The sequence below is a fragment of the Bremerella sp. TYQ1 genome, from assembly GCF_020150455.1.
Classification (GTDB): Bacteria; Planctomycetota; Planctomycetia; order Pirellulales; family Pirellulaceae; genus Bremerella; species Bremerella volcania_A.
Map to the genome: position 1 here is coordinate 4,394,861 of NZ_CP083740.1, position 14,234 is coordinate 4,409,094.

Sequence of the window (14,234 nt, forward strand, 5' to 3'; positions counted from 1 at the left end):
CCGAAGAAAACGGCGACGACAGCCGAAAAAGGCCAAAGGTCCGGTTGTACGGAACCGTCGAATGCAGCGGTTGGAGGCGATTTTGTTTCTCGCCAAGCAACCGTTAACTTCTCGCAAATTGGCCCAACTTGCCAACTTGGCGGACGGAACCGAAGCCCGTACACTAGTGCGTTCCCTGAATAAGCTTTACGACGCGGCGAGCCGAGCTTTCCGTGTGGAAGAGCTTGCCGGCGGCTATCAGCTGGTGACTCGGGGAAAGTTCGCCGATTGGGTTCGGCGCGTGGTTGGGGGCGACGATCCGACACGGTTATCGACGCCAGCCATGGAAACGCTAGCAATCATCGCGTATCGGCAACCGGTCCTGCGGGCCGATGTCGAGGCGATTCGCGGCGTGAATTGCGGCGAGATCATTCGCCAATTGATGGATCGGGATCTGGTTCAGATCAAGGGAAGAAGCGAAGAGCTGGGGCGACCGTTCCTGTATGCGACATCGCCCTCCTTCCTGCGAATGTTCGGGTTTCGATCGCTGGAAGATTTGCCCCGTAAAGACGAGTTTCGACGATTCGAAGCCGAGACCGACGCGTCTGCGGCCAGTCAGGTTGACGATCCAAAGGAGACATCGGTGACGATCACACTTGCCCCACATAGCCCTGCCATCGATAACGACGACGTGGTCGCCGAAAGTGCTGCTGCAACTGCCTGGAGCGCGGACCAACCGCTGGCACAAGCTCCGCCGATCGAAGACGAAGAGGACGAACTGTACGAAGACGACGACGGCTACGACGACGAGATCCCAGACGAGGATGCCGACGAAGACGACGACGATGATGATGATTACGACGAAGACTGGGACGAGGACTACGAAGACGACGAGTTCGAAGACGAAGAAGAGCTCGACGAGGACGACGAAGAAGAGAGCGAGTGGGAAGAAGTCGAGGACGACTGGGACGACGAAGAAGACGACGACTTCGACGACGATGATGAAGAAGACGACGACGACGATTGGGGCGACGACGAAGAGGAATAAACCCTCACTCTGTCATACGATCGTTCGAGTTAATCGAAACGCAAAGGGACTCCATAGCGAGTCCCTTTTTCGTTGCGCACGAGTACATCACTCTTCGAGGAACTGAAAATGGTAAAAACCGATCATTTCGACCTTATTTTCAGGTAAAACCTCGCGAATTGCACCCGATAAAGCCTCGCGAAGTTGGGTCAGATCGGGGTCGTTGAGCGTGGGCCGGTCGAACTTTCGGACGTGCAGTAACACGTTGTGGCGAAAGCGGTTATGATGCGACTCGAGAAGCGGTTCGAGCTCTTGCGATTTGTACCGAGGCATCTTCGCAAACGCGTGAAAATCTATCTGAATGGTGCTGTTTGTCTTGTCATTCGGAACCGTGCATTCAAACTTCCCCAGATCGACTTCTACGGGAATTAACGCATCCGGCATGTCTTTCGCCGCCCGCTCGGGCTGAGCGTAAGGTGTGCCGCAGCCGATGGTTAGCGTGACCACTGACAGCGCAGCGATGCGTACCCAAATGGTTGTGTACCATCGGGTTAGCGTTCGTCGTATTGCGGGCGTTTCGTGGGCCATAGGTAGATTGGTCAGGTCGGTTTCTTGGTTCTTTACCAAGCAAGTTTAGGACGCGATTGCGGCTGGTGTGCGTCTTTTCTAAGTCCCTTCTGGATAAAGGGTTACGCGTGTGTTGATAGAACCCGTAACTCATCCTCTGCGGTTCCGTGCGAAACGATCGAAATCGGCTCGACGACCACGCTGTGTGACCTATGTTTACGAAGGTGCACGAAACTTATTTCCTGGTAACGAGTTACGCTTCCATGCACACCGCTCTGAATTGGACGAAAGCGATCGACGAAAAGGCTTGGATTGCTCTGCTGATTTTGCTGGGCAGTGTGGCCATTTTCGGCTGCGAAAAGTCTGCTTCCGCCGACGAAGAACTGCTGTTTTCCCTGGAAAAACGGGACTGGGTCGAGATCGACTTGGGGCAGTTCACCATCAGTGTTTTGATCGCCGACGATCCGACCCGGCTGCCTGATTTGACGACTTATCAAGAGAGCGTGGCGCTGCATTATCAGCTGCATTGCCTTGTTGCTAAGGAAAATGAACAGCGCGTTAGAGACTACCTAGATGAGCGTAAGGGTGAACTATCGGACGAAATCATCCGCACTTGCCGGCACGCCAATCTCATCGATTTGGCCGATCCGGAACTGCAGCTGATTCGCTCGCAATTGCGTGACTATACCGAGGAATCGATCGGCCGCGGGGTTATTAAGCGGTTTGTCTTCTCGAACGTAACCCTGGAGCGGTTCTAATGTTACGACTTACGATTCTCGCCACATTGTGTGCATTGCTGCTCTGCGGATGCGCGGCGGAGCCAACGGACGCTTCCGCGCAAGGTGAAGCCGCACAAGAGCTTCCGCCGCAAGAAATCGCCATCGGCGACTACGCGTTCCGGGCCTACGATCCGGCTGGCAATACGCAGACGCGATTCGACTTTTCGCTGGCCGGACTCGTCGACCCTAACCAGTTGTCCGGGCTCGAGAAAGAGCTGGCCAAAAAGAAGATTCGCATCCGCGATCGCGTCATGATCGTCTCTCGCGAATCGACGATCGAAGAGCTCGAAGATCCTGATTTAGTCATGTTTCGACGGCGACTTTTGAAGGAAGTCAATCGACTGATCGAAGATGGGCAACTCGACGACATTTATGTCAGTCATTTCAGGGTTAAAACGCGCTGATTTGACCCGATTCTTGTACACACTTCATGTAGACTTCGTCAATAAACCTGCATGATTCCATCATGTTAGAATCGCCTTGTTGCACCATCGCCAGGCGACTTATTTCGCGCGATAAAATAGTGGGCGCATGTACACTATTTGCATAAATTAGTCCTCAACAATTCATCACCAATGTTGAGGAGCACGCGATGGAAAAGCAGCAGGTCTTTCTTGCCCCTGGAACCTACGAACTCGCTTCCGGTCGTCGCCACGTTTTTACCGCTCAAGAGCTGCGAAAGATTGTCAGCAATACGCTCGACATTCAAGCTCGTGGCTATCAGATTCCGGTGCTCTTAGGGCATCCCGAGCCTGGCAGTGACGCTGGCTCGCCGAAGCTTGAATTCCCGCTTCCAGATGCGTCGGACGCTTACCCCATCCTCGGCCGTTTGGAAGACGTCTGGCAGAACGAAGATGGCGGGCTCGAGTTCCGTTTGAACGTGTACGACGACGAAGCCGAGCTGCCGGAGTTCACATCGCCTGAGATCCGCCGACGGTTTGTGCTGCCGGATGGTTCGGAAGTCGGTCCGGTGATCGCGCACGTCGCGTTGACAGATGCTCCGACCAACACCGATCAGCAGCCGCTGGAAGCGATTCCTGATGCGGTGCAGTTTTCGATGACGAACCTCGTCGAAACGCTGGTCGATCAAGAGGTCCGCGTTCGCGACAATCTCCGCGAACGAATCGACACCGCGCGGTATCTTCCGCTGGCATTGCGCGAGCGTCTTCACGATGCCGTGGGCACGGTTCAGCTTTCGCAAGAAGCGGAGCCGGTTCTTTCGCTCGGCGGACTACTGCAAATGCTGGAAGAAACGTTGCCGGCGGCGGTCACGGCCCCAGCGACGGTGGCGTCGCATCCTTCTGGCGATGCATTCTACGGCGAAGAGAGTGGCCAACGCTCGCGCGACTTGGCTCGGCAGCAACTCTCGCATGCTGGGTTCTTGAAGGCGTAACACGCTCGTTACGCAGCCACATTCTTCCTCGTCCGGTCCCCTTGCCCTTGCCCTCTCCCTTGGGAAGAGAGAGGGGACCGGACTTGATGCGCGGGATCAAAACGAACTCGCAACGTACTTCGATTACTTTCACTGTTCTCTTAAGGAAACCGACTATGAGTTCCCTTGGATCTGGTAGCCCGCCTGGGTTTCAGGCTTCGACTTCTGCTTCGCTGACGCCGTTGATTTGGAGCGGCGAAGGTCAACGAACTCGCATGATCACCATCGACGCGGCCAGCGAAGATGCCGACCACTCACCCAGCACTTTGCTAAGGGCCGGGTTAGTGATGGCGCGGAACGATGCGACCGGCAAGTACCATCCTTACAACGCCACTGCCAACGACGGAACGCAGAACGCGATCGGTATCTTGGCCGAAACGATCGACATGCTCGCGTCCGGAGCCGCCACCGATCGTGTCGCACGAATGCTGATCGGTGGAGCCGTACGGCAACGCTACGTGCCGAATCTCGACGTCCGCAGTCGCGACGCGTTGGGTGGTTCGTTTCATTGGGATGAAGTTCCCTTCGCACCGAACGATCGTTCGGCGGCCAGCAGCAAATTCAAACGATTCACCGGCAGCCTGACACTCGCCAAAGAAGACCACGGCGGTACGTTTGTCGCCACTGGCACCGGTGCGGTGACGTTGCCGGCGGCCGAGCCGGGTTTGATGTTTCGCTTGGTGCAAACGGCCGACGCGGTGCTTTCAATCACCAGCGCGACGCCCATGCTGAGCAAAGGTTCGATCAGTGCCAACATGATCGAATTCTCGACGGCCGGTCAGCAGCTCGGCACCAACGTGATGGTCGAATGCATCATCCGTGACGGCGGATCGATGGTCTGGCTGGTCAGCAACTTGGGCGGCACGAACTACTCGACAGCCTAAGCGAAGCAATCGGATAACGGCCAAGGATAACTCCCTCCGCTCCAGTCTCCTTTCGTCTATCCGGTCCCCTCGCCCCTTAGGAAGGGAGAGGGGGCCGAAAGCAACAAGACCTGGCGTAATTGGCCGATCGATACCGTTTTCAATCTTTCATCTCTTCCCTTTCGAGGTTACTCAAATATGGAAACGACGATTCAAGATTTGCTGGCTCCTTCGACGGTCGTCGCAGCGATTTCGCAATTGGATCTGCCGGGCAGCTCGCTGCAGAAATTGTTCGGCTGGGGACTTTCCGGCACGAACAAACAGAAGCATCGCGGTCGCGAATTCGCCTACGATATTTTCAATCACACACGGAAAGTTGCCACCGCTCGCGGACCTGGTCAGGCCTCGGCCCGCACATCGCCGCAATCGATCGGCAAGATCACCGGCGCGTTTCCACGTGCGGCGGAAACGATCTCGCTGCTGGATGAAGACCTGCTCAACCGTCGTGCGTTGGGCGAAAGTGGCAATACGCTCGACGCGATGGGGCAAAGCTACGTCACGCGTCAGGAAGCCTATTTGGCCCAGCGGTTTGTGAACCTGGTCGAACTGCAAACGGCGGCCATGTTGCGGGGCAAGTATGGCTATACGGCGCTGGGTGATGATCTGATTCATGGTTTTGGCAACGGTGATGTTACCGTTGATTTCCAAATTCCTGATTCGCATCGCGGCCAGCTCGACATGCTGGGTGAAGGCAATCTGCTGGATGCCGATTGGGCCGATCCGCAGACCGACATTCCTGGCCATCTGCAAGACATCAACGCGGCGCTGGTGCAGCGATGCGGCATGGGGCTTTCGCATGTCGTGCTGACCGGCATCGGTTGGCAGCATGTCGTCAACAACGAAGTGGTGCAAGACATGGGAGGCTCGACCAACCAGGTCTACGCTTCGCTCGAGCGGGCCTCGGCAGGCGAGTTCCGTGCGACGCTGCGAGCTTTGCCATGGGTCACTTTCCATGTGGTCGACTACGGCCTGGAAGTGTTCGACGGCAGCGAGGAAGTCTTCACCAAGCTGGTGGAAGACGACCACGCGGCGTTCCTGCCAGAGATCTCGCCTCGCTGGACACATTATCTGGAAGGAAGCGAAATCGTTACCGATGGTCCCGGCGGCAATCGCGCCGAGCAGTACGGATTCTACGCGACCAGCTACGCCACGCACGACCCAAGCGGATGGAACCTGATGGCGGTGATGAACGGCATTCCCGCTTTGACGATTCCAGAAGCCGTGGCCTACGGGCAGATCAGCGGCGGAATGTACGCGTAAGGAGAGAGTGTTCAGTTTTCAGTGTTCGGTTTTCAGTAAGAACGAAGAGCCGGGATGGTGCTTCGATCTGCTTTCTGAACACCGAGACTGAGCACTAGGCGTGGCCCTTGTCCCGAGGCACGACCCTCGGGACGGACCATGCCACTTCAATCCCTCTTACTGAAAACTGAACACTGAAAACTCGCATAGAATCTTTATGTCTATCCAAACTTATTGCGACCGTGCGGACCTCGAGGCAATTTGGTCGGCTCCTGCCGTTCTTCGGGCGGTGGACGATACGGGGAGCGGGTCGCTGGGCCCGGCGGAAGAAGCGATCGTGCTACATGCCATCGAGCGAGCCGCGAACAAGCTGAACGCTTCGCTCGAGATGCAGTACACGCTGAGCGACCTGGCCCACAACGGTTGGTGCCGCGACGGCAACGCGATGATCGCGGTGTATCTGTTGGCGACGCGCCGCGGCAATCCGGCGCCTGATCAGATTCAGGAACAGTACGAGGACTTAATGAATGACTTGAGCGAGATTCGCCATGGTCGTCTGAAAGTTCCGCAAGCGGGCCAACGCGACCCAGCCATACCCGAAGTCACCAGCTTCGACACCGACCTGACCAGTAAGCCCCCCAAGATCGTCCGCCGTTGAATGGTGGTTTCAAGGGGGTGGTCCCGGTTTGTAAATCCGGACCGCCCCGATGTAAGAGATTTTCCAGCTTTCCCAAGGAGCCTTACCGATGATTGTCGGAGCCATTCTTACGCGTGTGCGGGATCATTTGCGGCAAGCGTTGGACCTGCCGGACGACCAGGTCGACATTCGTTACGCCGGGCTACCGCCAGCGACGGCCGCTTCGCCTTACGTGGCGATTCGCGAGCTCGGCGTGAAGAGCGATGGCCGCTCGTTTTTGCGAGAAGAACACCAACTGGAGATCAGCCTTTGGCGGCGTGCGACCGACCTGCCGGACGATGTTTCCGCCGACGCGTTGTACGGTGACGACGCCGTCCTGCCAGACGTGGCGACGATTGACCAGCTGGAACGCCTGACGATTGCGGCGCTGCATGGCAACGACATCGCCATTTCTCAGGCACTAAACCAATCGCTGGGGCTGGGTAGCGGCTCGGCGGGGGATCGCTTTCAACTACCGCTCTTTTATACCGGCCGCAAAGGAACGGAGCTTTCCCGCCCTTGGCTCGGCCGGCGATTGCACTTCACCGGCCTGACGCGGGTTCAACCACTCGACGTGATGCGATAAGGAACCGATCGATGCCGCACGCAACTTTCGCCACGGGAATCTACCTGGCCAGTTACAACGCCGACGGAGCCGAAGCCGCCGCCGTCGGTAAAGGCCTCGGACCGCGCAGCTTGGGCGTCGTCGAAGATGTCATTCATTGGCGACGCACGCTGAAAGCGGACAAAGTTGTCAGCTCGCTGTATGGCAGCGCGACGCTCGATGGCGTGCTGAGCGGGGCTGAGTTCTATTGCCGCTTCACGCTCAAGGAATGGAGCCCCGCGGTCAAAGCGATGCTGTTTCCCTGGTCGGAAGACTTGGGACTTGTCGGACCGCTGGGGCAACGGATGGGCCGCTATGCCGGCGAACTGCTATTAACCGCGAAAGAAGGAACCCTCGCCGCCGACAACGGCCCAACGACGATCCGCTTCGGCAAAGTTTGCGTTGCCCCGGACATGCCGATCGACATTCCGCTGGGGCCTTCGCCGCGCGATATCGAAGTCACGCTGCAATGCCTTCCCTATCAAGATACCAGCGACGCGTGGCGCTGGTTCGAGACCACTTAGCATAAGGAACCGCTGCGATGCGTAACGAAGTGATTCAAACCGGACCACCGGTCGAAGAGGCAACGCCCTCGCGGCAAGGTCGTTCCATCAGCCAGTGGCTGAGCGACATCGAAAGCCGCGTCGAAGCGATGGAAGCCCGTCTGCAAGCCAAACTCCGCCGCAAGCTGGAAGGAATGAAGCGTGAACGATCTGCTGGTTAACACTCCCCTGCCTGGCACGTTGAGCTACGGCGACTTTACCTTCGGCCCCGACGGCACAACGCCTCCGCAGCTTAGTGTTTCGTCAACGGTTCGCTACGACGAAGCGGCCAGAGTTGTGATCGGCATTGAGTATCTGTTAGAGGTCGAAGCGATCATCGTCGACATAACCGAAACCGCCACGGCCGACCGCCTGGAAACGCTTCGGCAGCAACTTCAACGCCCAGGGCAATCGCTACAGATCACTGGGCTGGGGTTCGGCGATTTGCAGATCGATGGCGACACGCAATTTGGCCCGAAACCACAAAGCGTACAGCTCGTCCCGATCGCAGGGACCACCAGTTGGCAGCTGCGGTGGAAGGTCGCTTTCACGGTGATTGAAGGGGCAGAAACGGCATCCGGCGATTGGCTGGCGATCAACTTTCGCAGCCAATACACGATCGACCAGCGCGGTTTCACCACACGAACCATTCGTGGACATGTGCAGATTGTCAGCAAGCGGGACGGGCTCGGTGGAATCGAAACGACCGCCGATTCGGTTCGCGATGCGATCACCATGGCCCTGCCGACTGGCTTCCGCCGCGAACGAAGCACGTGGACCGAAGACGAAAGCAAAACGCGGCTCGAGTTTGAAATGGTCGACCGCGAACTGGACCACCTCCCCTTCCCTGTTGGCATTGTCGATGGCGAAGTCGACGTCACGACCCAGCAGCAGACCATTCCCCAAACAAAAGCGGTGGCGCGGCTCGAAGGTTGGCTCGAAGCGTCGCCCGAGTATCCGCATCATCACGCCGCCGAGCGATTGCTGTTGATCGCCGCCGATCGCGCCGCGAAGCTCAACGCCGCCGCGAGTGGTTTGGTGTGGCCGACACGCATCGAAGTCCGACAGCCAATGTTCAAGCGGAAGGCGTTTGTCATCTGCCAGTGGGAACGGCTGGGTTGTTTGTGGGACGTGCTTGCGACCAGTGGCGTATGGGATCCGCTGGAAGGAACCAGCTACGCGACATGGAAGCCTTCGGTCGAAGCGTTGTGGGGCAATCGGGGCACGGCGAACCTGGCCAGCCGATTGGCCGACGGAGTGATTGTCGATCTGGTCGAGCATCCGCACAGCGCGCTGGAAATTGGTTCCAGTGGTGGTTCGATCAGTTCGCCGGTCGAAACGTGGGAGCTGCCGGCGTTAATCCCCACGGTGACCGAGACGACCAGCTGGCGAGACTATGCGGCGAAACTGGAAGTGGTTCGCGAAGAACAGACCACGATGCATTACCCGGCCCAAGCGGTGACCGATGGCGAAGTGACCAGCGGCGTTGGCACTTCTTACACGGTGGCGCATCCCGCTTTACGAGAACGACATGGCGAACCAAAGCATGTCGTCAAGTTCAGCGGACACGCGGAGCGGATCGGATTCGTCCCCAGCGTGCCGAGCTTGGTAAGCGTCGGCAATCAACCGCTGCTGGAACGCGAGCGGAAAGAGTCGCGGCAACAACTCAGTACCCTTTGCGGCCAGCCACTCTACCGCACCGAGTGGACAATCACCTACGACGCGGCCGGGTACATCGAACAACACGACCCGCCTCCGATTCCCGCGGAGTTGACCGAGATTGAATAGGCCTGGGCGACCTTCTCCGGTCCCCTCGCCCCCGTGGGTTACGCTGCCTGCTTTTTAACGACCAAGGCAGGCGAAATTTTTATCAACGCACTCAAACTTCGATCGCCATTTCCAACGCAAGGAATTTGAAATGAAAATGCTTGATAAGCTTCGCGAGATGCTGCTGGGCAAGACCCCTTTGACGGCGGAGAACACGCCGCCTCATTCTAGCAGCGTGGCGGCTCGCGTTGATGAGATTCCACCGTTCTCGCTGCCTACGGCCGACTTGATGCGGTTTGATCCTCAGGTGCGGATTGGTCTCGGGGCACGCAACGGGATGCTGTTGCAAGGCAAAGTCAACTTCACCGCCGAGCGACCCGAGGTACAAGTTTGGCTGCAGCGTCAATGGCAACGCTTGTGGTCGCAGCATGGACATCAGCTGATCAAAGCGAAGCTGTACGGCTATCTTCCGTTGGAAGTGATGTACGAGGAAACGGATGCCAAGGGGACGATCGAAGTGGCGAGCCTCCGCGATCAACATCCTCGGAGCGTCAATCTGCTGACGGCGGACGGACGTGTTGTTGGTTTCGAGACGAAAACGGCCGCCAAAGACAAACCGGTGAAAGTGCTTGCCCCGAAGGCTTTAGTGTGCACGTTTGATGCGGAGTTTGGCAATCCGTATGGCTGTTCGCTTTTGGAACGGGCCTACCCGGCCTGGTTCGAGAAATGGACCGACGGTGGAGCGAAGAAGGCGCTGCGACTGCGCATGATGAAAGATGCCTACATCGGCGACATCTTGTGGTATCCGGCCGGGCGAACGATTCATTACGCCGACGGTCGCGAGGTGAGTTGGCGCCAAGTGGCCAAAGAGATTCTCGATCATCGCATGACCGGCAGCGCGATGACACTGCCGATGATGTTCGACGATCAAGGGCGAAAGCTGGTCGACTACACGCCGCCGCAAGAAGTGAAAGGAGGCACGCAGATCTTCGCATGGAAGCAAGATGTCGATCACGAAATTTGGAAAGCCCTGGAGATGCCGCCGGAAGTGATTGAAGCGTCGACGAGCGGCAGCGGTTATTCCGGACGATGGATTCCGTTGACGATCGCGCTGGGTGCGGTGCAAGCGGAGTTCAATGAACTGCTGGCCTGTGTTGATCGAGACATCCTTCGCCCAATCGCTCAGTGGAACTTCGGCAACGTGAAATACGACGTACAGCCGGCGTCGTTCGTGGAACTGTTTTCCGAGATGAACTGACCTCGGTTTGGCTTCGCCTCCCCAAGGTTGCAAGCAACCTGGGCTACCCGGTTGGGGACGGCGGAACCGGGAACCTTTTCTAGCTCAACGTATTTCATCCGCATTGGTCCGTAAGCCGTTATCGACAGGAATTAGCTTCATGGTTACGAACTTTACGACGCAGATCACCTTGGATGGTCGCCCTGCTTTACTGCCGACTGGTGGGGTGACGAGTCGGGTCGTTTGCCCGCGCGGGAAGCGGCCAGGGATGGCGACGGTCCTGCTCAGTCGCGCGGATGTCGATGCGATTTTGAGTGAAGGGGAAACGTTTCATTCCCTCAGCTTGAGCACAACCGGAGACGTTACCAACTCGGTCACGCTGCCGGGGCTGATCTGGCTTTCAGCGAAGCGGCTACATCCGGGGAAGCCGAACGACGCGGAAGCGGCTTACGTTGTGCGTTTGACCGATCGGCGGCATTTGCTTTCTCGCTTCAGCGATACCGGGAAGCTGCGATTCAACCTCCGCAGTTTCGCCCAGGAAGAGGACTTTCTGCCGGAAACGGCCGGACATAGTTGGTCTTCCGCGATCGGAACGGTTTGGCAAAGTATGGGTTCGCTGCTGGGTAGTTTTCCAGGACTGCCTGCCGGCGTCGCGCCAGCGTCGGCCCCGGAGAACTTGCACTTTCTGGGAACGAGTGCCTGGGATGCGCTGCATACGCTGTTGCAGCAGATCGGTTGCGATACGGTCTACGATCCGATCAACGATGCCGTTCAAATTGTGAACCTGTCCGCGGCGCAAACAGGCCTGCCGACCGCTACCAACGTACTGTTCGACGACGAACCGCAGTCGCCGGAGATGGTACCCGAAACGATCCGCGTTTACTTTCATACGCATTACAAAAGCCATGGGCAGCAGCGTGATACGCAGCTGAACGCCAACTTTGTGGAAGGGGCTCATTCCGCTTATCGCGAAGTGCCCACGAATGTTGCGGACGCGGTGCCGGGTACGGTGTTGAGCTTGTGGGACGACTTGCCTCAGGTGCTCGACGAAGACAACCTTCTGGTGAACGATGCCGCGCTGACCTCCAAGGCCGCGGCGAGAGCGGCTCGATGGTTGGCGGAACATTCCAGCGGCACGACGCGCCGGCGAATCTATCCTGGCATTTTATCGGTTATGCCAGGTAGCGAAGTCGCCTCGGTCACGTGGAGTGCCTCGGGACCTGGCCGCGAAGGAACGACGACCGAGCTTGTGTTCCAGCGCCGCGTGATGGATGACATGGGGGACGGGAACGATGCTTCGAAGGATGAGAACTTTCGGTCGCCCGACGTGGCTCGACGATCGACGCCAGGATTTCCGAGTTTGATCAACGGCGTCCAGGTATGGGTCGAGGGTGTCCCGCCAGGCGAATCGATTTCGCCAAACGACGACGGGCTGATCCCAGGCCGCGTCGTTCGCTGGGTGGCGGGGCAATTAGTAACGCTGGAAGCATGCTGGCTGCGGCCCTTCTCGTTGCCGACGACCTCGGACGACCCGGAACAGATTCTTTCGCTACGAAACGCCGACCGGTTCATCGCGCGGCTGTCTGGGATTGAAACTTCGACCGGCGAAACGAAGCCGCTTTACCTGGTGCAGTCGGATCAGCCACGACCGGCAGGGGAAGTCTTGTGGGGTGCCTGTCTGGCCGACAAAACCGTGTGGGACCCCAGCGACTGCACGAAGGTCAACGTCGAGCCTGTCGACGGGTGTCATGCTGTGGCGACGCTGGAAGGAGGCGTCGTAGAAGTGGTGCTGCCAAGGATTGCCGATGTTTTACCGAATTTGCACGCCGGCGATGTGATCGCGTTTAGCGAAGCGAAAGATACCGAAGGTCAGCCGGCCGGCTACGTTTGCGTGAGCGACTATACCAAAAGCCCCGGCAGCGAGTCGTTCGCGGCACTATGGGGTAAAGTCGTAGAAGGAATCGGCGATTGGAACGGCGCCGGCTGCACTTCAGTGGAGGTGATTCGTGTGGCCGACTGTGCCGGTACCGCGCTGCCTGGCGGACCGATCAGCTACGAAGTACTTCTGCCCAAGGTGCCTGGCCGGGTTCCTTACCTGGTGCCGGGAGACGTGATTGCATTCATCCCTGCCCCGGCAGAGGAGCTGGGGGCACCGGAGCATGTCATCGTCAGCGACTATACGATCAGTTTCGGCGAGAGTGGACCACGCTGGGGCGTCTGCGTTAGTGATTCGCAAGAAGGCGGCGCGGCAACGGACGAGGTCGTGGTGCAGCCGACGCTCGATCGATCGGGTGCGGTGGCCGATCCGAACTCGCTTCCGGTGACGGTCTATCTGCCGCGGCGGGAACTGTTCGGCCATTCGCTGAAGGCCGGTCAGGTCGTCGCGTTTGAAGAAGCGGCCGACGGAAGCTATGTGATCCAAGCCGACTATTCAGCTGGGCCACGGGTCGAAGACGCATGCCTGACGACGGAACCGAGTGGCGGCGGTATCAATGGCCCGGAACGTGTGCAGTTCGATCAGCGTGTCGGGTTTCGCGTCGGCCCAGGCTTAGCTGGTGCGCAAAGTGTCGCTGTATCGATCATTGGCGGCGCGAACGATCGACTTTGGCAAGCGGAAACGACCGCGAAATCACCTCAATGGACCGATACGGTAAAGCTGGCTCGGCTGCTTGCCTTAGGTGCGACAGAACAGCCAGGGGCAATCGCTTTCGATGGAAACGCTGGCCTGGCAGGACCTGATAGCCCGGCCGGCAAGTATCTACTGCTTCTACCAGATGAACTTCCGGATGCGGCCGGCCGGGTCATGTATATCACCGATTGGAATTCAAGCGGCGGGACCTGCGACGAGCTGGGCGGGACGGTCGGTGTTGGGAAACTCCGCTTTTCCAAGTCAGGGATCAGCGGAAGCGAATCGGTTTCCGTCGGCGATACGCTGGAATTCGAGGCTGGCATTTGCGTGAAGTGGGAAACGGCCGGCGGGACCGACAAGCTGAACCCTCCAGAAGCGGAAGGCGAGGTAGAAGCCGACCTGGGAATGGCCTCGCGTGGGTACTTGTGCTCGGAATAGATCAGCGAATGATCGCTGAAAGTCGTCTGCAAAGGTTATGCGAGAGTGAATTTTTAACTGTTTCGAACAAACAGGGCCAAACCGAACGTTTTCCCATTGACGCCACTTCTCGGGGGTCGATACATTCACAATTGAATCTAAGCACGGCCGTCAGCCTGCCTGCAAAGTTCGACCTGTTAGATGTGTTTTTTGAGAGACGTAATGGCGGATGGGGCCTTCTCGCCCTGGTTCGTCCGTTTGTTCGGATGCTGTATTAGCATCGCTCGAGCCACCTACTAGTTGACGATTTTGGCAACGGAAAGACGCGGTGGGCCCAGACGCCACTGCATAGATGATGTGAATGGCGCACCAAGCCTCAGGGTGACGGTGTGACGCCCGATCGAGCGAATCGATCA

The 14,234-nt window shown here is 58.0% G+C and carries 14 protein-coding genes; 13 read left to right on the forward strand and 1 reads right to left on the reverse strand.

Going from position 1 to position 14,234, the window contains the following annotated elements:
* Positions 1-61 precede the first annotated feature (61 nt).
* Positions 62-1,027: an SMC-Scp complex subunit ScpB gene (gene scpB, locus LA756_RS17645; RefSeq protein WP_224436041.1), complete on the forward strand. Its 966-nt coding sequence runs from the start codon at positions 62-64 to the stop codon at positions 1,025-1,027.
* Between the two features lie 87 nt (positions 1,028-1,114).
* On the opposite strand, the gene LA756_RS17650 is transcribed toward scpB, so the two are convergent.
* Positions 1,115-1,594 carry a hypothetical protein gene (locus LA756_RS17650; RefSeq protein ID WP_224436042.1) on the reverse strand — a complete coding sequence of 160 codons (480 nt, stop codon included), beginning with the start codon at positions 1,592-1,594 and terminating at the stop codon, positions 1,115-1,117.
* 242 nt (positions 1,595-1,836) lie between these two features.
* On the opposite strand from LA756_RS17650, the gene LA756_RS17655 reads away from it, so the two are divergent.
* The 12 genes from LA756_RS17655 (at position 1,837) to LA756_RS17710 (ending at position 13,839) form a co-directional block, all read left to right on the forward strand.
* Entirely contained in the window at positions 1,837-2,331 is a 495-nt protein-coding gene (locus LA756_RS17655; RefSeq protein ID WP_224436043.1) for a hypothetical protein, read from the forward strand.
* Positions 2,331-2,756, forward strand: a complete 426-nt coding sequence (locus tag LA756_RS17660; protein WP_224436044.1) for a flagellar basal body-associated FliL family protein — start codon at positions 2,331-2,333, stop codon at positions 2,754-2,756. Before LA756_RS17655 ends, LA756_RS17660 begins: the two co-directional genes overlap by 1 nt.
* A 188-nt stretch (positions 2,757-2,944) precedes the next feature.
* Positions 2,945-3,745 carry a hypothetical protein gene (locus LA756_RS17665; protein WP_224436045.1) on the forward strand — a complete coding sequence of 267 codons (801 nt, stop codon included), beginning with the start codon at positions 2,945-2,947 and terminating at the stop codon, positions 3,743-3,745.
* Between the two features lie 155 nt (positions 3,746-3,900).
* Positions 3,901-4,668: a head decoration protein gene (locus tag LA756_RS17670; RefSeq protein ID WP_224436046.1), complete on the forward strand. Its 768-nt coding sequence runs from the start codon at positions 3,901-3,903 to the stop codon at positions 4,666-4,668.
* A 177-nt stretch (positions 4,669-4,845) separates the two neighbouring features.
* On the forward strand, positions 4,846-5,967 hold the full coding sequence (locus LA756_RS17675; RefSeq protein WP_224436047.1) for a major capsid protein: 1,122 nt from the start codon (positions 4,846-4,848) through the stop codon (positions 5,965-5,967).
* A 196-nt stretch (positions 5,968-6,163) separates the two neighbouring features.
* Positions 6,164-6,604 (forward strand): phage protein Gp36 family protein, encoded by a 441-nt coding sequence (locus LA756_RS17680; RefSeq protein ID WP_224436048.1) that lies wholly within the window; start codon positions 6,164-6,166, stop codon positions 6,602-6,604.
* Positions 6,605-6,692: 88 nt separating this feature from the next.
* Positions 6,693-7,208: a hypothetical protein gene (locus LA756_RS17685; protein ID WP_224436049.1), complete on the forward strand. Its 516-nt coding sequence runs from the start codon at positions 6,693-6,695 to the stop codon at positions 7,206-7,208.
* 11 nt (positions 7,209-7,219) lie between these two features.
* The gene (locus LA756_RS17690) at positions 7,220-7,750 is read left to right on the forward strand and encodes a hypothetical protein (RefSeq protein WP_224436050.1); all 531 of its coding nucleotides are present in this window, start codon (positions 7,220-7,222) and stop codon (positions 7,748-7,750) included.
* A gap of 17 nt (positions 7,751-7,767) precedes the next feature.
* Positions 7,768-7,950, forward strand: coding sequence for a hypothetical protein (locus LA756_RS17695; RefSeq protein WP_224436051.1), 183 nt, complete (start codon positions 7,768-7,770; stop codon positions 7,948-7,950).
* Positions 7,931-9,556, forward strand: a complete 1,626-nt coding sequence (locus LA756_RS17700) for a hypothetical protein (RefSeq protein WP_224436052.1) — start codon at positions 7,931-7,933, stop codon at positions 9,554-9,556. The genes LA756_RS17695 and LA756_RS17700 overlap by 20 nt, the downstream gene beginning before the upstream one ends.
* Positions 9,557-9,686: 130 nt before the next feature.
* Positions 9,687-10,793 (forward strand): hypothetical protein, encoded by a 1,107-nt coding sequence (locus tag LA756_RS17705; protein ID WP_224436053.1) that lies wholly within the window; start codon positions 9,687-9,689, stop codon positions 10,791-10,793.
* A gap of 139 nt (positions 10,794-10,932) precedes the next feature.
* Complete coding sequence (locus tag LA756_RS17710) at positions 10,933-13,839, forward strand: hypothetical protein (protein WP_224436054.1); 2,907 nt, start codon at positions 10,933-10,935, stop codon at positions 13,837-13,839.
* The last annotated feature ends 395 nt before the right edge of the window (positions 13,840-14,234 follow it).